The following is a 23,941-nucleotide window of genomic DNA, read 5'->3' on the forward strand; positions in this document are numbered from 1 at the left end:
GGTGGGGGCGCGATGTTTAATCATGCTCCCACGCTTGAAAGCATAAACGTGATGGCCGAGGCACATCTGAAATACGGCACCACCACATTGTTCCCAACGCTCATTACCGATGATATAGACACCATTGAGCAAGCGGTTGACGCGGTAAGCGAGGCCATATCACAGGCGCATCCCAGCGTTGAGGGGGTTCATTTTGAAGGGCCGCACCTTTCTGTTGAGAAAAAAGGTGTGCACTTGCCATGCTATATTCGCGCACTTTCAGACCGTGAACTGGCAACCTATACCCGAAGAGATATTGGGCAAGTTCTTATCACCGTTGCGCCTGAAAACGTGCCTTGCGATATCATCCGCGATTTGGTGGGGCAAGGAGTTATTGTTGCATTAGGGCACTCAAACGCACCGTTTGAAACCGTGCAGAATGCATTAGACGCTGGGGCATCAGGCTTTACCCACCTTTATAACGCCATGTCGCCACTGACTTCTAGAGAGCCTGGAATGGTGGGGGCGGCGCTACTTAACAACAGCGTGTGCGGAATAATTGTGGACCATCATCACATTCACCCCAAAGCCGTAGAGCTGGCTTATAAGGTGAAAGGGCCGCATCAGCTAATGCTAGTGACTGACGCCATGGCCCACGTGGGCGCAAGCGACGATACCATCGCGTTCTTCGATACTTATATCACGCGCCAAGGTAACAAATTAACCACGCCCGATGGCACGTTAGCCGGTAGCTGTTTAGATATGCACGGCGCAGTAACGAATAGCATTAACGACATCAATATCGCATTAGAACATGCCAGTACCATGGCAAGCGCAACGCCAGCACGCTTCACCAAAATACATGATAGGGTAGGTGAAATAGAGGTAGGAAAGCGCGCTAACTTTTTAGTGATAAACAACGACAATACTCTGTTAGAAGTGTGGCAGAACGGAAGTAAACGCCTTTGCGCTAACTAACAACATAATAATAAATAAGAGATCTTTGCTATGACAACACAAGCTCAGTCGCAAGTACCCAACGCAACAGGAATGGGGCGCTTTGTACCTATTCTAAGTATCGGTTTACTGTTTTTCATTTTCGGCTTCATTACATGGTTAAACGGGGCATTAATTCCGTTTTTGCAAATGGTGTGCGAGCTAACAGAAATGCAAGCGTTGCTTATCGCCTTTTGTTTTTACATCGCTTATGTCGTCATGGCGCTACCTATGGCAAAGATCCTCGAAAAAACAGGCTACCAGAAGGGCATGAGCCTAGGGCTTAGCATTATCGCCGTGGGATGTTTGTTGTTTGTACCTGCCGCACTTAGCGCCATGTTCCCCGTGTTTTTGCTGGCACAATTTGTGGTAGGTAGCGGTTTGACCATACTTCAAACAGCATCAAACCCGTTCATTGTTCGCCTAGGTAACGAAGAAAGCGCTGCCGCTCGCATTGCCTTTATGGGCCTTCTTAACAAAGCGGCTGGCGTGCTGGCTCCTATTGTTTTTACTAGTCTAGTGTTAAGTGGTTTGCCTGACGTAAACCAAGAGTCGTTAAACGCCATGCCACAAGACGTAAAAGCCACGCTAATTAATGATATGTCTGTCTCACTTATTCAGCCTTACGTTGCAATGGCAATCGCATTGGGCGTACTGGCTCTGGTATTTATGCGCCTTGCATTGCCGACCATTAATGATGAGCAAGCTGAAGGTGAAACTGTGGAAGCATCGCTTTCCTCAAATAAAGATAAAAAGATCCTGCATTTCCCACACTTAGTATTGGGCGCAATAAGCCTGTTTTTCTACGTTGGGGTAGAAGTTATTGCTGGCGACACCATTGGGTTGTATGGCTCTTCAATTGGCGTAGAAAACGCGACCACGCTTACGTCATTTACCATGATTGCTATGGTTATCGGGTACGCAGTAGGCCTTATTTGTATTCCTCGATTTATTTCTCAGCAAACGGCGCTACTAAGCTCTGCGGTGTTTGGCGTAGTTTTCACCACATGCATTCTAATGAGCTCAAACACTGATACTGGGATCTCTGAAGTGCTGTGGGGATGGACGGGCGTGCAATCGCTTCCTTTTTTACCTAACAGCGTGACGTGTATTGCGCTTCTTGGCTTGGCAAATGCCATGGTGTGGCCTGCAATTTGGCCGCTGGCGCTAAATAATTTAGGTAAATACACTGCACAAGGTTCGGCACTACTTATCATGGGTATTGCAGGTGGTGCTATTTTACCCATGGTTTACGGCGCAGCTAGTGAGCTAGTTGGTGGTCAAAGTGCCTACGCGATCATGCTACCTTGCTACTGCTTTATTGCTTACTACGCCGTATTGGGCTGTAAAAAACAACGCTGGTAAATGCCAGTGTTTTACCGTGTGGCTCACGGTTCAACTGTTTAAAGAAATGCGCTTTTAAGCGCATTTCTTGTTGTTGGTCTGCGCTGCTGCATTAAAACTGGTGCTGTCGCATTAAAGTCGGTGCTGCCACATTAGAAAGGGCAAGTAGTTGCGTAGTTTGACGAGTCTTCACCAACTCTTAACTTATACTGAATATTTGTATTTCTGATGTTCAGTGTTTAATACATTTGCTTTTTAAATGTATTGATAAAAATTTCCAATTTGTTGCATAAACGTTAGCTCACTATACTCAATTTCGTTTTCTACCTTTCAAATTAAAAAGAGTAAGTGGAATGTCTAGTACCACCGCCCTACACGCAAAGCACCTAGAAGCCGGTGCGAAAATGGTCGATTTCTTCGGCTGGGATATGCCAATTAACTATGGTTCACAAATTGAAGAGCATCACGCTGTGCGTCAAGACGCCGGTATGTTTGATGTGTCTCACATGACCATTGTTGACGTAAAAGGCGCGCAAGCCAAAGCGTATCTTCAGTACCTTTTAGCCAACGACGTGGCAAAATTAAAAGACAAAGGCAAAGCGCTATACAGCGGCATGCTTAACGAAGAAGGCGGTGTTGTAGACGACCTTATCGTTTATCACTTCGACGAAACTAACTATCGCCTAGTAGTTAACTCAGCAACGCGCGAAAAAGACATGAACTGGTTAATGAGCAAAGCGGAAGGCTTTGACGTAACCATCACCGAGCGCCCTGAATTTGCCATGATTGCCGTACAAGGCCCTAACGCAAAAGAAAAAGCCGCTAACCTGTTCAGCGCAGCGCAAAAAGAAGCAGTAGCGGGCATGAAGCCATTCTTTGGTGTACAAGCAGAAGACTTATTTATTGCTACCACAGGTTACACCGGTGAAGCAGGCTATGAAATTATGGTGCCAGCGGAGCAAGCGGAAAGCTTCTGGCAAGCACTACTAGACGCGGGTGTTAAGCCATGCGGCCTGGGTGCTCGCGACACCCTTCGCCTAGAAGCAGGCATGAACCTGTACGGCCAAGATATGGATGAAACCGTATCGCCACTAGCGGCTAACATGGGCTGGACAATTACATGGGAACCGGCTGATCGTGACTTCGTAGGGCGTAAAGCACTAGAAGCGCAGCGCGAAGCGGGTACCGACAAGCTAGTAGGCTTGGTGATGACTGAAAAAGGCGTGCTGCGTCACGGTCTTAAAGTGAAAACAGAAAGCGGCGAAGGCGTTATCACTTCAGGTACGTTCTCTCCAACTTTAGGTCACTCAATTGCGATGGCACGAGTACCAAGTGATGTTGGTGAAACAGTAGAAGTGGAAATGCGCAAAAAGTGGGTTACAGTAAAAGTGGTTAAGCCCTCCTTTGTTCGCAATGGAAAAAGTGTTTTGTAAGGCCAAAAGCTTCTAGGCCCCGAAAGTTAACAGAGAATAACAGGAACGATTATGAGCAACATCCCAACTGATTTACGCTATGCCGCTACGCACGAATGGGTTCGCCCTGAAGGTGACGGTGTTTTCACTGTAGGTATTTCTGAGCACGCACAAGGCTTACTTGGCGACATGGTTTTCGTTGATTTGCCAGATGTTGGCGACGCAGTAAGCACTGGCGACGACGTATGTGTTGCTGAATCGGTAAAAGCAGCGTCTGACGTTTACGCGCCAATTTCAGGTGAAATTGTAGCGATTAACGAAGACCTAGAAGATTCACCAGAACTAGTTAACTCTGACCCATACGGCGACGGTTGGCTATTCAAAATTAAAGCTGACGATGCGGCAGAAGTAGAAGGTCTACTAGACGCTGAAGGCTACGAAAACAGCATCGACGAAGAGTAATTCGTTACGCAGTTTTAAAAGAACCATAATTTGAAAAGGGGCATGAAGATAATTCAGCCCCTTTTTAACTTAAAGATTTAACGCGCCCTTGCGGCAACCATTACGAGTGCTTAACAACGTTATGTCGAATACTTCCCCTACATTGGCTCAACTAGAGCAAAAAGATACATTTATCCGCCGTCACATTGGCCCGGGTAAAGGCGAAATTGAAGAAATGCTGTCTGCTATTGGTGCAAGCTCACTAGACGATTTAATTGAGCAAACTGTACCGGCAGGTATTGCGCTACCAGAGCCACTAAAATGTGGTGAAGGGGCGACAGAAGTTGAAGCATTAAGTGAACTTAAAGCCGTTGCGCAAAAGAACAAAATTAACCGTTCTTTCATTGGTATGGGTTACTACGATACCCACGTACCAAACGTTATTCTTCGCAACGTGCTAGAAAATCCAGGTTGGTACACAGCGTACACGCCTTACCAGCCAGAAATTGCCCAAGGTCGTTTGGAAGCCATTCTTAACTTCCAACAAGTGACCATTGACCTAACTGGCCTAGAGCTAGCATCGGCGTCATTACTTGATGAAGGTACAGCGGCAGCAGAAGCCATGGGCCTTGCTAAGCGTGTGTCTAAGAACAAAAAAGCGAATGCGTTCTTTATTGCTAACGACGTTCACCCGCAAACGGTTGACGTGGTTGAAACTCGCGCTGAAATGTTTGGCTTTGAAATCATCAAAGGTGCGGCAGAAGAAGCTGCAGAACACGACGTATTCGGTGCGCTACTTCAATATCCAACTTCTACAGGCGAAGTAAAAGACATCAGCGACATCATTGCTGCGGTACAAGCGAAAAAAGGGATTGTGGCAGTAGCCGCTGACCTTATGAGCTTAGTAATGCTTAAGTCGCCTGGCGAGCTAGGTGCAGACGTGGCACTTGGTAGTGCACAGCGCTTTGGTGTACCTATGGGTTATGGTGGCCCACACGCGGCATTCTTTGCTACACGCGACAGCTACAAGCGTTCACTACCTGGCCGTATTATTGGTGTAAGTAAAGACACTCGTGGTCGCCCAGCACTTCGTATGGCGCTACAAACTCGTGAACAACACATTCGCCGCGAAAAAGCGAACTCGAACATTTGTACAGCGCAGGTGCTGCTAGCCAACATGGCAAGCTTCTACGCGGTATACCACGGCCCACAAGGCCTTAAAACCATTGCTGAACGCATTCACCGCTTCGCCGACATTCTTGCTACTGGTTTAAACCAGAAAGGTGTAGCCCTTAAGCACAGCACGTACTTCGACACGCTAACCGTAATGGTAAGCAACAAAGAAGACGTACTAGCAAAAGCCTATGCAAAAGGCATGAACCTGCGCGCAGACCTTGAAGGTGCGGTAGGTGTGTCGCTAGACGAAACCACCACACGTGAAGACATTGTTGCGTTATTCGACGTACTGCTTGGTGAAGACCACGGCCTTACTGTTGAAGGTCTGGATGCAGAAGTAACCACGCAAGACGTGAAATCTATTCCAGAAGGTTTAGTACGTACTAGCGACTTCCTAACCCACGAAGTGTTCAACAAGTATCACTCTGAAACAGAGATGCTTCGTTACATCAAGAGCCTTGAAAACAAAGACTTGGCGCTTAACCACTCAATGATTTCATTGGGCTCGTGTACCATGAAGCTAAACGCAACGGCTGAAATGATCCCTGTAACATGGGCTGAATTCGGTCAGCTTCACCCGTTTGCACCACTAGACCAAGCTGCGGGCTATCAAGAAATGATTGCCGAGCTAAGCGAGTGGTTAATTAACGTAACAGGTTACGACGCGCTTTCAATGCAGCCTAACTCAGGTGCGCAAGGTGAATACGCAGGCCTATTGGCTATTCAGCGTTACCATGAAAGCCGTGGCGAAGGTCACAGAAACGTGTGCTTAATTCCAAGCTCTGCCCACGGTACTAACCCAGCGTCTGCACAAATGGTTAGCCTTAAAGTGGTAGTAGTTGCGTGTGATAGCAAAGGTAACGTAGACCTTAACGACCTTCGCAAGAAAGCGGAAGAAGTGGGCGATAACCTATCGTGCGCCATGATCACGTATCCGTCTACCCACGGTGTATATGAAGAAACCGTGCGCGAGATTTGTGACATTGTTCACCAATACGGCGGTCAGGTTTATATGGACGGCGCGAACATGAACGCGCAGGTGGGCATTACGTCGCCTGGCTTCATTGGTTCAGATGTGTCGCACCTTAACCTACACAAAACCTTCTGTATTCCACACGGTGGCGGTGGCCCAGGTATGGGACCAATTGGTGTTAAGTCGCACCTTGCGCCTTTCCTCCCAAACCACACGGTTGTTAACGTAGAAACAGCAGGCAAAGACTGTGGTGCAGTATCGGCCGCGCCATGGGGCAGTGCATCAATTCTGCCTATTAGCTACATGTACATCAAAATGATGGGTAGCGCTGGCCTTCGCCGTGCAACCGAAGTCGCTATTCTTAACGCTAACTATGTGGCTAAGAAGCTAGAAGGGCACTTCCCAGTGCTTTACAAAGGCAACAATGGCCGCGTAGCGCACGAGTGTATTATTGACCTTCGCCCGCTTAAAGAAGCAAGTGGTGTTACCGAGTTAGACATTGCTAAGCGCCTAAACGACTACGGTTTCCATGCGCCGACCATGAGCTTCCCAGTAGCAGGTACGCTTATGATTGAGCCCACCGAGTCGGAAGCGAAGTACGAACTAGACCGTTTCATTAATGCAATGGTTAGCATTCGCCAAGAAATTGCGAAAGTAGAAAGCGGCGAGTGGGATGCCACTGACAACCCGCTACACAATGCACCGCACACACTAGCTGACATCTGTGACAGCGACTGGAACCGCAGCTACGACCGCATGCTAGCGGCGTACCCAGCGCCAGAAGTACACAGAAACAAGTTCTGGCCAACAGTTAACCGTATTGATGACGTTTATGGCGATCGTAATTTGATCTGTTCTTGCCCTAGCATTGAGAGCTATGTTGAGGAGTAGGTTGGTTTTTCACGTTTAAAATTAAGTCTGTGAAAAGGGGCGAGAGTCCCTTTTCACAAGATAAAAAGAGACTTTTCATTTGGTTAGTAGTGACCTTCCCTTAAAATGACATCATGACAAAGATTAAACCTCCAAGAGGTTGGAAGCAGTTGAGCTGTCAAAGTAAAGATACGTTAAAGCGGAAATAATTAAAAACGTCAAACAGCGTAAGAATGTGGCCACTACAGTATGAAAAATGCTATAAATTACTATAGTTTAGTTATCTCTTAGAAAGCTAAACGGCTCAGATTTGTGTATTGTATTTTTGTTAGACCGTCATCGCTCATAAACTAACTTTATATTAATTCTCTTGAAACATCTTTTAGGCTAGAATTTCCAAATTAGTTAAAGCAAATTCAATATCTTTATTGCTAAATAAGTTAAATTTTCTTTGCGCCCATTTAGCTCCAGCAGGCCAATTAGCTATACCTTCTTTAATAGATTCAACAGTCCTTTCACAGCCTTGGTTAGTAACTAACCAATCTACTGTAGATAGAAGCTCTAAACCAAAAGGGGATTCGAAACCGCTGATTACTTGAGTTGCGCCCTCGAGTGCGGGTAAATATTCTTTGGCTTCTGTATTCAAGTACGTTGAAATTTTTTGCTTTTCTGATTCATTAAACCAAATCACATCCAACGGGTCGCAATCAGGAATTCGTTTATCAGATTTCAAATAACTACCATCTAGAGCATTTAGTAAATGGTCTAGATTATTGGCATATGGTCCATAATAATTTGCTTCAAATTTCAGTTTTAATTCGTTTTTTAACCCTCTTTTTTCGATTGTTCTTTGTAAAAACCAAGCGAGTTTTTGAATCTCCAACAAACTACATTCCATACCCAAAATCCAATAGCGCCTCACTAATTCTGCAACTAATGCTCGCGCTGGAGTAAGTTTCTTAACACCTGATGCCTTGGCCACGTTTTGATATTTACTGGTAGGCTCAAACACAATAATATTTGTGGTTTTAATGTCTGATAAAGCCTTTTCGATCTCCATTTTTACATCTGGCCAGGCTAGTCCACCCTGTCCCGCACCAAGTGGCGGAATAGCTATTGATCGGACATTGTTGTTTTCTAAGAAATATCGAAGATCGATTAAGCCCTCTTGGATCCACTCCATTTTAGATTTTGCACGCCAATGCTGCTTAGTAGGAAAATTAACAATCCACTTAGGACCCATCAACTCACTAGTTTCAGTAACAAACATTTTACCTGTATTTACCTGCTTAGCTTTGCAAGCACTAGCATATTCAGCCATGTTTTTGGGAAAGCGCTCTTTGAACATTAGTGCAATACCTTTCCCCATAACTCCAACTGTATTTACAGTGTTAACGAGTGCCTCTACTTGTGCTTCGAGTAAATTACCTTGCGTATAAGTGATCATTAGAAGTACCATCCTGGACGTACAATTACGTCTAAATTCATATTGCGCTGTTGAATATGATGTTTTAACTCTTGTTCAACTCGAGTATTGTAACAAGCTATACCTACTAAAGCATTTATTGGACAATGCTGCTTTACCAATGCTTCTGCTTGATATCGTTCAAACTTGGCTGGGTCGTTGAGATCTCTGGCAAAATTCCGCGTTTGTAATATAGGCCAATCTACTTCACCCAAGTGATTCAAATCCGAGTAAAAACTCGCCCACTGATAATATGCATGCATGTCCGTATAGACAAAATCTAAGTTTAGTTGTTCAACTTTGTGTAATGATGATACCAATATAACGATATCTTCGTTAGCCCTCTGCTTAACCCCCCGTCCAGACTTGATATTGAGCAACATGGGGGAAAACGGGGTAAAATAGAAAGGCACATAGTCATTTAAAGAGCCAAATGGTGATATGGGGACTGGGTGAGTGGCGCGTTTCTGTATGAGTTCCGAATTACCTATGGCCTCCCAATTAGGTGACTGGACATGGCTATTACCACAATAAAGACCATTATCTAATATCCACGGGATATTATTGCGATGCACGATACGCCAAATCAGAGCTTTTTGTGGATTGAGGGTTTGACAATAGTTATACAAATTATTCACCAACAAACATTGCAGGGTTTATATCTACATGACAACAAACATTATGTAAATTCACCAGCTTATCTACAACTGCTTTAACTCGTGTATCTTTAATATAAATACAGAAAATCAAATCAGAACTTACAGTAGTAGGGGACAAACACTCCGCCATACAGACAACTTTGCATGCCTTATCATCATAGTTCCGTTCTTCCATCAACTCCCAATCAATCTCTATAAAGCCAGCGTCATAATCTAAAATTTGATAACCCGCTTTAGCTAAGGGATGAGTAGGAACAATTTTCCAACCATTTGCTCTGGCAACAGTCCTCTGAACAGAAATTAAAACAAAATCTTTCTCTGAATAAGTACGTTGAACACTATAATCAAATGGGTTTTTAGCAAAAAAGTGGAAAGGAACAAAATTATCTAAACTATGATTCGCCCGTGAATCTAAAATTTCACCGTCAGCCACATCATTAAACTCGTCGTTGTTTAGATCACATCTAGGTTTCAAACCATGCTGAAGAATTGAAGCCAAGTTCTCTAAGGCGGTTAAGTGGTATAGTAATCTTCCATTTTTTATCATTAATAATTCCTTTTACTTTAAACAGCAATCTTTTGTGTGGTCTATGTGTAGTTGTTGCCTTATGTCTTGCTTGATTTTCGCTAAGAGTTTTTCAAGGGAGGGGCATAGGTAACTGGTCACAAGAGCACATTTTCTCTCGATAATACACTACCTTTTTTTGTATATAACTATACAGGGCAACGTTGACTCAACTACTACCATGGGTTTTGATTTAATCGAGGTAAACATTTTGGTATTTTATCGATCAGTAAATTCTGGAAATATTAAGATCGATAAGTGTTCTTTGCAGATTATCTATTATGTCTAACCGTTTTATGATAGCCGCCTACGACAGGCTAAGTTTGTGACCAAGATAGTACTTTAACACGAGCAAAACACTTAAAAAAGCTTGACTAGGCTGCCAAGATTTTTAAATCTTTATATTTAGCCCAACTCTATTGCGGTGGGTCGAATGAGAAAAGCAAGTCACCGTGTGGCTTTAGACCGACTACTAAGAGTTCCATTATATCTGTTTTATCACTTGCTTAATTACTAAAGATCTCAATGCTATACTAAGCATTTATTGGAATTAGAGCCAAAAGACCAACACTGGCATCACTCAAAAAAGAAAGTCAAAAATGAGGGTTAACTATGGGTAACGATTTGATAAACATAAGCTATAAAGGAGAGAGTGGTGAATCCAAGATTAGGACAGTTCAAGTCGGTGAGATAGTACACGTTTCCCTTACTGATGTTGTTAAAACATTGTCAAAGGAAAATGAAGAACTAGGCGAGCAAAATCGGCAAGCCGCAATCCCTTCAATAATTAGGACGGTTTCATCTACTCTCGACAAAGACGAATATATCGAGCGCCCATGTGAAAAACCAAGATATGCTAACGAGACTGAGCTGTTCGTTACACACCCCGGCTTGTACAGAATCATTTCAGTTGATAAAAGCAAAGCCTCTAGAAAGTTCCAGAAGTGGCTTTTTCATGAAGTTGTACCCTCAATAGTAAAATTCGGTACTTATCCTGCTCCAGAAAATAAAGGGTCATCACTTTCTCAAATGGCTGAGCTTTTAGCACAAAATTCTAGATTGTTAGCCGATACCATTACAAGACAAGATAAACTTGAGGATGAGGTTAATACGAAGTTTGGTGTACTCGACGACCGTGTTAAAAAAATTGAAAGTTATGCTGAAGACACTTCATCATATTTCTCTGTGACAGAGCGCTTGGAAGAATTGGATATCAAGTTTGATAAAAAGTCATGTGAAGAAGTAGTCGCCTGGTGCGAAAATATAACCATAAACTCGGATTACAAGCGAATAAAGTGTCCATCGAATGATAGGTTTAAGGCGAAGTTCGCGGTCAGTGTCATTGATAAAGCTATTTCAAATGTCTACGAACTAGCCGCACATAGAAGTCAAAAATGAATAAATAGCTGAGTGCTCCTTATTTCCTCAAAGTTCTCCGACTTTGAGGGGTTACCAAACTATGAATCGACCATACTTCTTTAGACACTATTTGCTTTATAGCTATGTGTACTAAGGGGAAAAGAAGGCGAGATACCAAGCGCTGTGATATTGCCCAGCTTCACCCCTTAGTTATAGGTTTTAATGATTTCTTGTTTTAAGGCTTTAGCTCTTGTTTTGATGTCATCTAATTCGATGATGTTAGATAAGGAGCCGGTTTAAATAGTTTTATACTTACGGTAAAGTTTAAGTTTTACCTCATTGAAAGGGGGTCGTGGACTAAAAAAATAATTCCTAAAACTGGGCGGGACAGTTCGCCGCAATCTGGCGTAATTGAATTATCTTGCTTATATCGATGCTGTAAAAGGGCATCTCACTTCCCAAGTGCTTATCTTTACCGTTTACTTTTTTCTAGCACCCCGAACATTCCCATCCATCACAAGCGTCTTAACCAGCCCACTTTCATCATCCATTTCAAAACGAACACTACTCCCGTTCTTAGCAAAAAATCGTCCGCCACCCTCATGAAAATATTCTTCATTCTCAATATAAGGTAACGCGTTAAGCACAAAGCCATTGGCTGTTTTTTCTAACACCACATCAACATTCACAGGGTTGGTCACTACATAGGTTCCAATATATTTACTTAATTCCTTTTGGCTTATGGGTACTAACTTCCTAATCTCAGCTTCCGAGTAACCTACGTTTAACGTTTCTTTTAGCCGTATTTCTAGTTCAGTTATTAACTGCCTACCGTTGTTGCCGTTCGTCATAATGGCGTAGCCGTTTCCTGTATCTAGTTCAAGGTATAGCTGCGACATAAACCCAGCATCTGCGCCACCGTGACCAAAGCCTAAACTTTCACCGTTATCATCCATATTGATAAAAAAGCCTATTCCTACATTGGGCGGCTGAATACTTGGCGTATTGTTGGTTAACATTTCCTGCGCGGTGGCTTGCGATATCCAGTTGGTTTTCTGCCCTAAATACGCACTGCGTACGCCGCTTGCAATTTTCAACATGTCTGATGGCGTGCTCCACATGCCAGCTGCTGCTAATGTGGCGTAGGTATGCGCGCCACCTTTAATTGGCGCGCCGTCGTCGTCATAAGGCGTAGCCATATTGTTCGATAGTTTTTTCGATATGGGCTGGTCGAAGCCAGAACGTGTCATGCCTAAAGGTTTAAACAAAAGCCGTTGTGACATAGTTGGCAAGGGCTCATTAGCTACGTCCTGCAAGGTGAGCTGAGCAAGCGTAGTGCCGCCACCGGAATAACGCATTTGTGTACCCGGTTGAATATCAACAACAACGGTATCGGTATTGGCGGGAAATGCACCTTCTAGCACCTGCTGCAAAGTAGGCACCGGTTCGCCCGCCGCGTAACCAGGAAAGCCATGTACTGTGGTACCTGCCGTGTGACTCAATAATCTGCGCAATGAAACAACGTCTTGCCCAGTCCATTCATGTTCAGGCAACTGCCAGCTGGTGAGTAAGGTATTAACATCTGCATCTAAATCTAGTGGGTTATCTTCGCGGTACTTCATCAATACTGCCGCAAATGCGGGTTTAGAAATACTTCCAGCTTGGAACACCGTGTTTTCATCAATAGCCAATTCAGTGGCTAAATCTTTAACGCCGCTTTGCATGGTCCAAGCTATTTGCCCATTTCTCATAAACGCGACAGACATACCAGGTACATCATAATGCGCTTGTCTTTGTTCTAAAGATTGGTAATCAACCTCTTGCCCTTCAATTCGAATGCGTTCAGTAAGCCCTGTTTTTAAAAGGTTGGCTTCTTTTGACTCTGCGGCAGCTGAGGGAGAGGCTGACAGGGTTTCAGGCTCTGTACAGCCCAATAACGACGCTAAACAAAGCGAAAGTGTTAAAGAGGAAAAGAGCTTGATTGATGTCATTATGTGTATTCCGTTACGAGTGAACGTACCAGAGTACGTTCCTACTATTATTCGGTCAATGCCGACGATTTTCTAGTTCAGGCACTTGATAGCTAGCCGCCTGTACCTTCTGCAATCTTCTTTCGCAAGTTTGCCAACCGCGTTTTAAAAGCACCATTTTCAACATTTTCTTCATAGCTCATTGCTAGTGCTTTCTCTCTCATTTCAAGCGCCATGGCTAAATCACCGTTAGCTTCATAACCGTCTGCCAGACTGTCGTAAGCATCAGACTTGTTAGGGAAGCGAGCTATATTTTTCTTAAAAATTGCAATGGCAGAGTCAAAGTCTTGTTTGTTCAACGCCGCATAACCCGCGTGGTTTACTGCTTTATATTCTGGCTTTGCTTTAAAAGCGTATTTTGCAGAAAGGTCTTTATAGTATCGCTCTACCGCAGGAATACCTTCTTGTATTATTGCACCTGTTGGACGTAACGAATTAAGCTGCTTTTGAAGCGCCAAGCTCATACCTGCAAGAGCAGTCGTATTGTGGCTTTCAGATGTATCTAGTTCGGTATCAAAGGTAAGCCCTTTTCGTTCGCTGCTATTTAGCAGTTCAGCGTAACGTTCGTATGCGCTTAGCATGTTTCCACCTTCGTTACCCATATTTATGTATAGGTATTTGTTGAGGTCGCTATTTGATGCAAAGAACGCTTTTGCCTCTGGAAATATCACTTCGTTGTGCCACCACAAACTTGGGCTGAATGCGAAGTAAGCTTGAAAAAGTTCAGGCCGCTCTTGCAGTGCGTATAGGGTAAAAAGGGCGCTTAATGAATGCCCAGAAACAATCGCGTAGTTATTAGTGCGATAGTTTGTCTCTACGTAAGGCTTTAGTTCTTTTTCTAGAAAGTCTAAAAAGTTGTCGGCACCACCAGATATTCCCCACTGGTTGTAGCTTTCATCATAGGTAGGTGTGAAGTCTCGCGTGCGCTCGGTGTTGGTAATACCGATAACAATCATTTCCTGCGCCATTCCAGACTGATTTAGCAGATCAAGCGTGCCTACGGTATGGGCAAAATTACGCTGTCCATCTAGCAAATATAAAACTGGGTAGGTGGTGTCTTTGTAGCGGGAATAGTTATTAGGTAAGTGAATAAGCAGTTCTCGCGACTCATTCAAAACTTCTGACTTTATTATTGTAACTACGGCCTCGCCACGTACTTTGGCGTTTACATGAAAGCTAAGACTAATAGCAAGTAAGGCGCAGATAAAAACACAGGCAAGCTTTTGATACATTTGAAATTCCCTTTCCCGCTATCAGGCGCGAGTTTCTTTTTATAATTGAATTTGCCTAAGCTGTCATAGTCACTCAAACTTGTCAAAAAATAACCAAGTCATTAATTGGCAAGCATTAACTTTTCAATTGATTGCTCGATGATAGTTCGCAAGTTTTGTTTGTCCTGAGCGGGCAAATAGCGCGTATGAGCATTAATAAACTCAGGTGTTAAATAGATGCGTTTTATTGCAGCATTTATACGCTTTATGTGCTCTGCACCCTGAGGAGTATTGGGGCAGATAACGTGGCCTGATACATAGTCAGGGTTATCTGCAATAGAGTAACTGCGTACTTTAATAGGCATGTTCTCTCCAAAACTTCTGTATAAAGTTGCTGGAAAAATGAGTGCAAAATCAGACTTTCCTTTTGAAAACATTTCCATAAAGCGAGAGTAATAAATATTATTTGCTATACGAAGGATTTGCTCTCGATTAACTTGCTTTAGATCGTCGTCTATCCTTTCACCGAATGAGTATTCTTCTGGTAACACAACAAAAGAGTCTGGAAAGGCTTCTAATACGCGAGATATGCTCAGTATTCGGCCTTTTTCATCCAAAAATTCTTTTTCTATTGGTGGAAGTGAAGCCAGTTGGTAAAAACGCTGTGTCTGGAAAAAGCTAAGCGGTAGTGAGTAAAGGTGATTTTTTTCGCGTTCAGGTGCTTTTATTTTATTAAGTACGCAAATGTTTTCGCCATGCTGCATATACGCAAAAGAACGCACAAGTGGAACATGAAGCACGGGATCTGTATACCCTATTTCATTAACTAGCATTTGTACCGTATCGACAGAAGTAGAATAGGGATTGCCTTGCAGATTTACCCTTTCAGTAAGAAATGCATTGTCAGCGTGAAACGCCAGAACATTATTCTGCTCAATGCTGTCACTCGAATTTGCATGAGCAAATTTCACTAATGTTATTAAAATGAATAGTCCAACCCTGAACAACTTTTTACTCCTTGGTAAAACCTCAACGCTCGTCACCTTGTCTCGCGTTAAACGTACCTTTATTTTGTGACTCTATTAGAAAAGGTAACAGCGTTTGATTTACGTAGTTTTTAAGCGCGGCTTCTACGATTTAACCAATTTACCATCTTTTTGATGTGCTTTTATGAATATTAGAAAGGTTTTCACGTGTTGACACGCGACTAACGAGAAATTTAGCCTTGTGTAATTAAATTCTGTAAAGGAAGTAAAAAAGCCGCAATCAGCAACGTGATGCGGCTTTCCGAGCTGGGCTGATTAGGCAGCCTTATAGAGCAATTGCGTAATAGGGGTTAGCTAGAACGATCCTCACTCATAGCTGCCTGTTCAAATACCTTAACTCTAGACATATGATCACCTCCTTATCTTCGTTGCTAAAACTTCTTGGAAAATAACATAGGCGGTATTTTAGTAAAGTGTCGCTGCATTAAAGAAAGTTTAGGAAAAGCGAGCACAACTCAAAAACACGAATAGCGAAACCAAGTCGATAATATAAACCTGTTTAATTAAATCTACGTAATCAATGCTAACTGAAACCCTTTGCGCCGCCCGTTTACGTGCAATTAACGTTTTAACGTGCAACCAGCAGTACGCAAACCCTCAAAAAGGCTAGAACTTAATGCAAACAACAAGCACGCACAAAACCAGCAAGAGTCGGAAAGCCGCACTATTGGTTACGCTTTTTACCACCTCTTTTTTTACCTTTGCTCAGTCGAACACATCTGAACAAATTGAAATGAAGGGCAGTAAGGGCACTACTGTAACGGGTAATGTTCAGGCGTCCTTCGATAACCCCTGGGCTATGACATTTTTGCCAGACGGGCACAGCTTGGTAACGGAAAAAGCTGGCACTCTATGGCTGCTTGATGAAAACCAGCAGAAGCGTTTTGCTGTTAGTAATTTGCCAAGTGTTACTGCGCGCGGGCAAGGCGGTTTAGGTGATGTCATTATTCACCCTGACTTTGCGTCGAATAACACTATTTATATTTCGTACATTGAACGAGATGAAAAAGACGATGCGTTCAGCGGTGCGGTGATAGAGCGAGCCACGCTTACCTTATCTGATAGTGGCGCGAAGTTGACTGATAGAGAGCTAATTTGGCGTCAGTCGCCGAAGGTGACGGGGAATGGGCATTACTCTCACCGCATGGCGTTTTCACCTGATGGCCATTTATTTATCACCTCGGGCGAGCGTCAGAAATTCACGCCAGCACAAAACATGGCGATGAACTTAGGTAAGGTGCTGCGCTTAAACGACGACGGTAGCGTGCCTGAAGATAATCCGTTTTATGGTCAAGGCAACGTAACAGAACAAATCTGGACATTAGGTCACCGCAATCCGCTAGGCATCGATTTTGATGAGAAAGGTAATTTATGGGCTCATGAAATGGGGCCGCGCCATGGCGACGAACTTAATATTATTGAACGAGGTCGCAACTATGGTTACCCAGCAGTGTCGCAGGGCGACCATTACTCAGGCGTGAAAATTTCTAACCACGAAGACTACCCCATCTTTAAGTCGCCTGAATTGGCGTGGGTGCCTGCCATTAGTCCTGCCGGTTTTATCATTTACAAAGGCGATAAGTTTAGTGACTGGAAGGGAAATGGTTTTATAGGCGGTTTGTCTTCAAAAGCGCTGGTTCGAGTTGCATTTAATAAAGACGATGAAGGCAACTGGAAGGTGGAAGAAGCAGAGCGCTACGAATGGGGTAAGCGAGTACGCGAGGTTGAGCAAGACAATAAGGGCAATATCTATGTGCTTGAAGATAAAGAAGGCGGAAGGCTGATAAAGCTCGATTCGTTGAATGTTGAGTAGAGTTTTAAAGCCGCGTAAAGAGGAACAGTGGTTGCTTGAACACGGTGTTTTTTTGTGTTCTAAAATTGCCGGTAAGCGAACATTAAATTAACCCAAATCGCATAGCGACATTACAAATCTATATGCCGATATGATACGTTGCGAACTATAGCAAGCGCGGCTTAACTGATATAAACCTTAGGAACTCTATGACTCAATCGACTCAGAACTTTAACTTTGAACGTTGTGAAGATGAACCTATACATATTCCCGAAAGTGTCCAAAGTTATGGTTTTCTCATCGCGTTCAACTACGAAGATTTAGAGGTTTCGATTGTTAGTGAGAACTGCAACACGATATTTGCCGACGAGATCATAGGTAAAGGTTTTTTAGATATACTCTCTTCTGATACAGACGAGCGCGCCTTCCTAGAAGAAACGTTTGATAGAGTTTCTAAGAGTAAGATAAGACTGCCTATTAAACTGCATCTTAAAGCCTCGCTTTTAAAGGAAGGTGCGGCAATAGATTATTTAGCCGTAGTCTATGATTCAGGTTGTCACTATGTGGTTGAGCTTGAGCCCGCAACTGAATTTAGAGACACCTACAGTGCAGAGCAATTTGTTAAGCTCTATTCAATGTCTATCGCCCCACGCTTCAAAGAGATGACATCGTTGAAAGAGATGGCTCAAGAGATGGTATCAACCATCAGATATCTGACTAACATGGACAGGGTAGTGCTTTATAAATTTAATAAGGACTACTCAGGGAAGGTAATAGCGGAATCCAAGTCTGAAGACATGGAATCTTATCAAGACTTGTACTTTCCCGCGTCGGATATACCAAAGCAAGCCAGAGAGCTGTACAAGACGAATTGGGTGAGGCTTACTCCCGACACAGAGTTACCTGCATCTCGGTTGATTCCGTCTGTCGAAGAATCGGGAAGGGAACGACTAGACCTCACTCGTTCGTTGTTGCGCACATTTTCACCTATTCACCTTCAATACATCAGAAATCAAGGTTTACGTGCTTCATTTTCCATTTCGTTAGTAACGGATGGAGAGTTGTATGGGCTTATTTCCTGCCACCATCGCGAGGCTTGTTATATCCCACAAAATGTACGACTGCAATGTGAGAATTTAAGTCAACTGTTCAGCTGGCATTTGTTAGCGAAAGAAGAAGAAATTGCGAAACGCAAAAAGCATGTTACTGATAAAGCGGTTGATGCGATGTTGGATAGAATCGGTCCAGCAAATCCTATTAGCCGTGTAGTCAAGAGCGGTGAACGCGCTTTTTTAGACGCGCTTAATAGCTCAGGGTTTGTTTATTATTCACAGTACGAGACTATTACCCTCGGTTCTACTTTACCGGTAGAAGTCATCAAAGACATTTTTTCTAAAGCAAGTAGTGAAGGCGGCTTTCCTTACACTAACGATTCCCTTTATCACGATTACCCTGAAGCCAGAGAACATGGTATTGCGGGTATTATGATCATCCCACTGTTTGAAAAAAAGCAGTATTTTACCGCTTGGTTCAGGAAGGAAACCCATCGAAATCAAAAGTGGATAGGCGCTAAAGATGAGAAATCGGAAGATGCACCAAAAGCAGAGCGTCTTAAGCCCCGTTCATCATTCACTATTCATACCCGTACAATTAAAGGGCGCTCAACAGCGTTTGATAAGACGGACGTCGACACCGCAAACCGGTTAAATAGAATGTTTCTTGTTTACGCGCTTGATGTGCAAGAGCGCATGCATATCAGTATTCAAGAGCTTGAAAAACAAGATAATTACAGAAATGAATTTCTCGCTACATTGGCCCATGAACTTCGAAATCCGTTAGGGCCTATTATGTCTGGGGCAAGTATTCTAGAAACGGTTGATGATGAAAAAACGCGAAAAAGAGTGACAGCTATCATTAATCGTCAAGCTGAATATATGTCTAAACTTATCAATGATTTGATGGACGTGTCTCGCATCACGCGAGGGAAAGTTAAGCTTGAATTTGAAAGGTTGAAAATTCAAGACGTGCTTTCAGACTCTCTTGAAATTGTTGAGCAACAAGTAAAAGCGAAGAAGCATGATATAACGGTAAACTGTCTTGAAGAAGATGTGACAGTTTACGGAGATAAAGCACGTTTAAGCCAAATCTTTTCTAATATTATTCACAATGCAACTAAGTATACGAAGGAATCCGGAAAGATAGTCGTAGAGATCAGAAAAGACGGGGTCATGATTGTTGTTGCTGTTAAAGATAATGGCATGGGAATACCCGAGGATAGGCTAAAAGATGTTTTCAATATGTTTACCCAAATCGAAGCGCACTCTACTCACACTAAAGGCGGTCTTGGTATAGGGTTAACTTTGGTGAGTAAGCTTGTTGCGTTACATCATGGTGAAGTGTCTGTGATGAGCGAAGGTGTTGATCGAGGAAGTACCTTTGAAGTCAGGTTGCCTATTTCTAAAACAGCCTACGAGCAATCTGAAAATCAAAAACTGGACCCTGTTATACAAAGCAGAAGTAAAGTCATGTTCGTTGACGACAATGCTGATCTCATTGACGCTTATTGTCTGCTGGCAGAGTCTATGGGTGTGACTGCCTTAGGCATTACTTCTCCGAAAGAAGCTGTTGATGCATTTAAAACCTTTAAACCTCACTCTGTATTTCTTGATATCGGCATGCCAGATATTGACGGTTATGAGCTGGTTAAAATGCTGAAAGCCTTGCCGGAATCAGAAAATGTTAAGTTTTATTCTCAAAGCGGGTGGGGCTCAGAGAAATATGTAGAGGACTCCCAAGCGGCAGGCTTCGATCAGCATTTCGTAAAGCCCCTGTCAAAAGACACAATTCAGTCGGTACTAAGTTAAAACCTCTTTTAAGAGGTTGAAGCTTACCTACTGAATGACTCAAATGATGTGAAACGCGTTATAATGCCGGACAAACGTAATTAGGAATAAATATGAAAGTCTGTGGTGTAGATTTAAAAGGTAATGAAGCAATTGTTAGTTTGGTGTCGCTAGCAGACGGCTTGTTTCATTTGCCAGATTGCCGTACGCGCCGTTTAACGCTTGCCGATACCAGTGCGAAGGGGCTAAAGAGCTTCCAAAGTACCTTCGCTAAACTTGTAGAAGACTACAAAATTGATGCAGTGATAATTCGTCAGCGTCAAAGCAAAGGTAAATTTGCAGGTAGTGCAATTGGCTTCAAGCTAGAGGCTGCCATTGAATTGATTGAAGAGCTTCAAGTTGTAGTATTTAGCCCTACGGATATTAAAGAGTCGCTTCGCAGAAATCCGCTTTCAGTGCCATTTTCTGACACGGGTTTAAAACAGTTTCAAGAAGCCGCTTTTACAACGGCGTACGCGTGGCTTATGAAAAATGAGTATGCGTCGCAAGAGTCAGACGAGTAATAATCGGGAGCGGTTGGCTCAACGTGTATACTACTGTGCCTGCATTTATTGTGCGGGCATTGTTTTTCTTAATTTCTCTTCTCCCAGCCTGAAAGGCTTTACTTCACCATGCCCTTAACTTTCGCACTCATCTCTACCAATGCTGTGTAAAGTGCTTCTAACTGATCGCTAAAACCAGCTACGCTTCCATGCTCATTACGTTTTATCGTTAGCTCAATCGTTGCAGCTAGCTCAGCTAAGGCGTAAGCGCCAATGTACCGAAGGGCAGTTATGTAGATATGCGCTATACGAACAATAGAAGCATAGTCTTTTTCATCAATGGCTTTTCGAAGGTTATCTAGCTCTTTGTTAAGTGCTGCAAAGTCATTAAGTAACTCTTTATACAAAGTCTCGTCATTTAACATTGCTTGCATGGCTTGAGATTTATCTATAAAGCTCAGCGGTATTGTGTTTGCCGATGGCCCGCCGGTTACTTCAGTGGTCGCCGTCGACTTTCCTTTATTTAGCACTTCAACAAGCACGTCAAAGAAGCGATTTGGGTCAACCGGTTTGTTGATGTGGCCGTCCATGCCCGCTGCCAGGCTCTTGTCAATGTCTTGCTGCATGGCGTGAGCCGTCATGGCAATAATCGGCAAAGTTAATTTCAGCTCATCTCTGATTTTTCTAGCTGCTGTTAACCCGTCCATAACGGGCATTTGGATATCCATCAACACCACGTCATAGCTGTTATCTTCACGTAAGGCTTTTATGGCTTCAAAGCCGTTGCTAACCATTTCAATAGTAGCGTGGGTGTCGTTTAACAGGCCAAGGGTTACTTTTTGATTCAGCGTATTGTCTTCTGCGAAAAGGATCTTCGTTCCTCGGAGATTAGGCACAGGCGCAGCATCTGCTGGTAGGGTTCTTGTGTTCACGTTTAAGCAAAGCTCTTGTAGCTTATCTACAAGCTCACTGGTGCTAAAAGGCTTTTTAATGAAGGTTCGAATACCTAGTTGGTTAGCCTGCTCTCGCATATGAGGCGACTCGAATGCATACAGCATTATCACCTTCGGTGGCTTAATTGAAAACTCCTGCTTCATGATGGCTGCAACCTCCAATCCATCAATGTCAGGCATATTCCAATCTAAAATAAGTACGTCGTAAGGCGCACTGTTTCCCACAGCAGCACGCATTTTGGCTACGGCTTCTTTACCGCCGGTCGCAACATCTGCTTTAATGTTAGCTACCGATAGCGACTCGATAATAGCGTCGCGCGACACGCCAATGTCATCAGCAATAAGCACCTTAAGTAACGAAAGTTGCTTAGACGGCGATACAATTTGTTGGGAAGCATCCTGTTTAACGGTTACGGTAAAATGAAAACTTGCGCCTTTTCCAAGTTGGCTCTCAACCCAGATCTCTCCGCCCATTAATGTGACTAACTGCTTACATATTGCTAAGCCTAGGCCGGTGCCGCCGTATCGGCGAGATATAGACTCATCACCTTGGTTAAATGGTTGAAATAGCAATGCCTTTTGCGTGCTGTTTAGCCCAATCCCTGTGTCTTTAACTTCAAATTCAAGCTGAATGTCTTCTACATTATGCGTGCATCTAACGCTTACCGAAATCAGTCCATCCTCGGTAAACTTAAGAGCGTTGCTAACTAAATTGCTTAGAATTTGCTGTATGCGTAACGGGTCGCCGATGAGGTTTAACGGTACGTCACGTGATATATGCTGAATAAGCTCTATGTGCTTTTCCTCAGCGCGCCCTAAATGCAGTCTAATGGTTTGGTTTACTAGCGCGTCTAAATTGAATTGCGTCGATTCAATATCAAGCTTACCCGCTTCTATTTTCGAGAAGTCGAGTATGTCGTTAATTATACTTAGTAGGGTTTGCGACGCGCCTTCTATCTGAATAAGGTTCGTTTGTTGATCTTTATCTTCTGCAGCCCGCTGTGAAAGCTTGGTCAGGCCGATAATGGCGTTAAGCGGCGTGCGAATTTCGTGACTCATGCGTGCAAGAAAGTCAGATTTTGCTTTTGTTGCTTTCTGAAGGTCTTGAGTAAGTGCATCGAGCGCCTTACGTTGTTGGCGAGTTCTAAGCCATAGGCCAACGACTAAGCCCAATGAAAGGATCACGAAACCGATGAAATACAGCTGAAACGTGTTTTGCTTTTTCTGTATAAGGTTACGCTGCTCTTTTAACTGGTTGTCTTTCTCTAGAAGCTTGATGGTTTCTTCTTTTTCGGAAATAGAAAGCCGCACGCGGTTAAGGGCTAACAATCTTGACTGCTGTTCATTAAAACTCTCTTCATAAGTTTTCGTGTATAGCTTTGAATATTCTAACGCGGCTTCAAAATTGTTGGTTGATTCAAGGAGTGAAATGAGCTTTTCCAACATGCTTAGAACCACTGACTTGTCGTTCTTTATGGCGTCTTTTTTTAGTCCACCTTCAAGTTCGCTAATAGCCAAGTCTATTTGATTGCGTTTAATGTAGATGTCGACCAAGCGCAGTAGTCTAGACCCTTCGTTGTATTTAAAACCAACTTTGCGATCTGATTCCGCAGCGCGGTTCAACATGGTCAGCGCTTCAGTTAAATTGCCTTGGGCGATATGTAGCTCAGCCATTTTGGTATGAACAATGCCAATAAAGGGATAGTGCACCTCTTTGAACAATTCTTCTGCCAGCAGAAGGCTTATTTTAGCGTCTTGATAGTCCCCCAGTTCCGTTTGCGCGTAACCTTGGAAAAAGTAAGCAATGGCTTTGTTTTCTTTATCATTTAAACGCTGGGCTGCGGCGAGGAAGTTTTGACCTAGCTGCAACATCATTTCGTAGTTTTGCAGCGACATGTATACATTGCCCATAGCGCTATATACAAGCAAGGCGTTATCGCTATTTACTTCAATAAAAGCAGCAAGGGATTTATTAAGGGCTTCGAGTGCACGAGCATGCTCACCTGACAAGTCCAAAATTAGCCCTTCTAAGCGAAAAGACTCTGCCAGCGCCATGGTGTTGCCGCCTTTTTTCGCAAGCTTGCGGGCTTCCAACAGAGTTTCGTACCCCGCAACAAGGTCTTGCTCAAGTATGTGCTTATAAGCTCTTAGATTGAATAAACGGGCTTGCTGAAAAGCGTTCGGGTGGGCGTCGAAGAAGTAGCCTAGCTCCGTGAATGTGGTTTCTACAGACTCATCGTTGTTTTGAATTCGCTGTTTCAGTTCGTCTAGCGTAGTGACTGATG

16 protein-coding genes are annotated in these 23,941 nt (G+C 43.5%); 9 read left to right on the forward strand and 7 right to left on the reverse strand.

What is annotated here, in order from left to right:
• The 5 genes from nagA to gcvP form a co-directional block, all read left to right on the forward strand.
• Positions 1 to 957, forward strand: a 957-nt coding sequence (gene nagA / locus QVA83_RS01420) for an N-acetylglucosamine-6-phosphate deacetylase (RefSeq protein ID WP_287498046.1), incomplete at its 5' end; no start/stop codon positions are given.
• Positions 958 to 987: 30 nt separating this feature from the next.
• On the forward strand, positions 988 to 2,340 hold the full coding sequence (locus QVA83_RS01425; RefSeq protein WP_156078714.1) for a sugar MFS transporter: 1,353 nt from the start codon (positions 988 to 990) through the stop codon (positions 2,338 to 2,340).
• Between the two features lie 332 nt (positions 2,341 to 2,672).
• Positions 2,673 to 3,752, forward strand: a complete 1,080-nt coding sequence (gcvT, locus tag QVA83_RS01430) for a glycine cleavage system aminomethyltransferase GcvT (RefSeq protein ID WP_156078713.1) — start codon at positions 2,673 to 2,675, stop codon at positions 3,750 to 3,752.
• Between the two features lie 51 nt (positions 3,753 to 3,803).
• Positions 3,804 to 4,193, forward strand: coding sequence for a glycine cleavage system protein GcvH (gene gcvH / locus QVA83_RS01435; protein ID WP_014950360.1), 390 nt, complete (start codon positions 3,804 to 3,806; stop codon positions 4,191 to 4,193).
• Positions 4,194 to 4,314: 121 nt separating this feature from the next.
• Positions 4,315 to 7,212: an aminomethyl-transferring glycine dehydrogenase gene (gene gcvP / locus QVA83_RS01440; RefSeq protein WP_156079132.1), complete on the forward strand. Its 2,898-nt coding sequence runs from the start codon at positions 4,315 to 4,317 to the stop codon at positions 7,210 to 7,212.
• A 361-nt stretch (positions 7,213 to 7,573) separates the two neighbouring features.
• Here gcvP and darG read toward each other — a convergent pair whose 3' ends face one another.
• From darG to QVA83_RS01455, 3 genes are read right to left on the reverse strand one after another with little or no spacing between them, the layout of a single operon-like run.
• Positions 7,574 to 8,638: a type II toxin-antitoxin system antitoxin DNA ADP-ribosyl glycohydrolase DarG gene (gene darG, locus QVA83_RS01445; protein WP_061486365.1), complete on the reverse strand. Its 1,065-nt coding sequence runs from the start codon at positions 8,636 to 8,638 to the stop codon at positions 7,574 to 7,576.
• Entirely contained in the window at positions 8,638 to 9,231 is a 594-nt protein-coding gene (gene darT / locus QVA83_RS01450; protein ID WP_231513104.1) for a type II toxin-antitoxin system toxin DNA ADP-ribosyl transferase DarT, read from the reverse strand. Before darT ends, darG begins: the two co-directional genes overlap by 1 nt.
• A 55-nt stretch (positions 9,232 to 9,286) precedes the next feature.
• A complete protein-coding gene (locus QVA83_RS01455) occupies positions 9,287 to 9,862 on the reverse strand; it encodes a DarT ssDNA thymidine ADP-ribosyltransferase family protein (RefSeq protein WP_061486363.1) in 576 nt (191 codons plus the stop codon).
• 630 nt (positions 9,863 to 10,492) lie between these two features.
• Here QVA83_RS01455 and QVA83_RS01460 point away from each other — a divergent pair.
• Positions 10,493 to 11,278, forward strand: coding sequence for a BRO family protein (locus tag QVA83_RS01460; RefSeq protein WP_061486362.1), 786 nt, complete (start codon positions 10,493 to 10,495; stop codon positions 11,276 to 11,278).
• Positions 11,279 to 11,718: 440 nt separating this feature from the next.
• Here QVA83_RS01460 and QVA83_RS01465 read toward each other — a convergent pair whose 3' ends face one another.
• The 3 genes from QVA83_RS01465 to QVA83_RS01475 form a co-directional block, all read right to left on the reverse strand.
• A complete protein-coding gene (locus QVA83_RS01465) occupies positions 11,719 to 13,230 on the reverse strand; it encodes a serine hydrolase domain-containing protein (RefSeq protein WP_287498047.1) in 1,512 nt (503 codons plus the stop codon).
• Positions 13,231 to 13,322: 92 nt separating this feature from the next.
• The gene (locus tag QVA83_RS01470) at positions 13,323 to 14,501 is read right to left on the reverse strand and encodes an alpha/beta hydrolase-fold protein (protein WP_287498048.1); all 1,179 of its coding nucleotides are present in this window, start codon (positions 14,499 to 14,501) and stop codon (positions 13,323 to 13,325) included.
• Positions 14,502 to 14,602: 101 nt separating this feature from the next.
• The gene (locus QVA83_RS01475) at positions 14,603 to 15,487 is read right to left on the reverse strand and encodes a hypothetical protein (protein ID WP_061486359.1); all 885 of its coding nucleotides are present in this window, start codon (positions 15,485 to 15,487) and stop codon (positions 14,603 to 14,605) included.
• Between the two features lie 655 nt (positions 15,488 to 16,142).
• On the opposite strand from QVA83_RS01475, the gene QVA83_RS01480 reads away from it, so the two are divergent.
• The 3 genes from QVA83_RS01480 (at position 16,143) to QVA83_RS01490 (ending at position 20,724) form a co-directional block, all read left to right on the forward strand.
• Entirely contained in the window at positions 16,143 to 17,339 is a 1,197-nt protein-coding gene (locus QVA83_RS01480) for a PQQ-dependent sugar dehydrogenase (protein WP_061486358.1), read from the forward strand.
• Between the two features lie 188 nt (positions 17,340 to 17,527).
• A complete protein-coding gene (locus QVA83_RS01485; RefSeq protein WP_061486357.1) occupies positions 17,528 to 20,182 on the forward strand; it encodes an ATP-binding protein in 2,655 nt (884 codons plus the stop codon).
• Positions 20,183 to 20,274: 92 nt separating this feature from the next.
• Positions 20,275 to 20,724, forward strand: a complete 450-nt coding sequence (locus QVA83_RS01490; protein WP_156078712.1) for a DUF3010 family protein — start codon at positions 20,275 to 20,277, stop codon at positions 20,722 to 20,724.
• 98 nt (positions 20,725 to 20,822) lie between these two features.
• Here QVA83_RS01490 and QVA83_RS01495 read toward each other — a convergent pair.
• The coding region (locus QVA83_RS01495; protein WP_287498049.1) for a hybrid sensor histidine kinase/response regulator at positions 20,823 to 23,941 on the reverse strand (3,119 nt) is incomplete at its 5' end.

The organism is Alteromonas sp. AO-Serp (assembly GCF_017849675.1).
Lineage (GTDB): Bacteria > Pseudomonadota > Gammaproteobacteria > Enterobacterales > Alteromonadaceae > Alteromonas > Alteromonas macleodii.

Excerpts from the sequence above, each read along its gene's own strand:
- darG (WP_061486365.1), bottom strand. The coding sequence starts at position 8,638 with ATGATCACTTATACGCAAGGTAATTTACTCGAAGCACAAGTAGAGGCA.
- gcvP (WP_156079132.1), top strand. The coding sequence starts at position 4,315 with ATGTCGAATACTTCCCCTACATTGGCTCAACTAGAGCAAAAAGATACA.
- gcvH (WP_014950360.1), top strand. The coding sequence starts at position 3,804 with ATGAGCAACATCCCAACTGATTTACGCTATGCCGCTACGCACGAATGG.
- QVA83_RS01425 (WP_156078714.1), top strand. The coding sequence starts at position 988 with ATGACAACACAAGCTCAGTCGCAAGTACCCAACGCAACAGGAATGGGG.
- QVA83_RS01470 (WP_287498048.1), bottom strand. The coding sequence starts at position 14,501 with ATGTATCAAAAGCTTGCCTGTGTTTTTATCTGCGCCTTACTTGCTATT.
- QVA83_RS01465 (WP_287498047.1), bottom strand. The coding sequence starts at position 13,230 with ATGACATCAATCAAGCTCTTTTCCTCTTTAACACTTTCGCTTTGTTTA.
- QVA83_RS01460 (WP_061486362.1), top strand. The coding sequence starts at position 10,493 with ATGGGTAACGATTTGATAAACATAAGCTATAAAGGAGAGAGTGGTGAA.
- QVA83_RS01490 (WP_156078712.1), top strand. The coding sequence starts at position 20,275 with ATGAAAGTCTGTGGTGTAGATTTAAAAGGTAATGAAGCAATTGTTAGT.
- QVA83_RS01480 (WP_061486358.1), top strand. The coding sequence starts at position 16,143 with ATGCAAACAACAAGCACGCACAAAACCAGCAAGAGTCGGAAAGCCGCA.
- QVA83_RS01485 (WP_061486357.1), top strand. The coding sequence starts at position 17,528 with ATGACTCAATCGACTCAGAACTTTAACTTTGAACGTTGTGAAGATGAA.
- QVA83_RS01455 (WP_061486363.1), bottom strand. The coding sequence starts at position 9,862 with ATGATAAAAAATGGAAGATTACTATACCACTTAACCGCCTTAGAGAAC.
- gcvT (WP_156078713.1), top strand. The coding sequence starts at position 2,673 with ATGTCTAGTACCACCGCCCTACACGCAAAGCACCTAGAAGCCGGTGCG.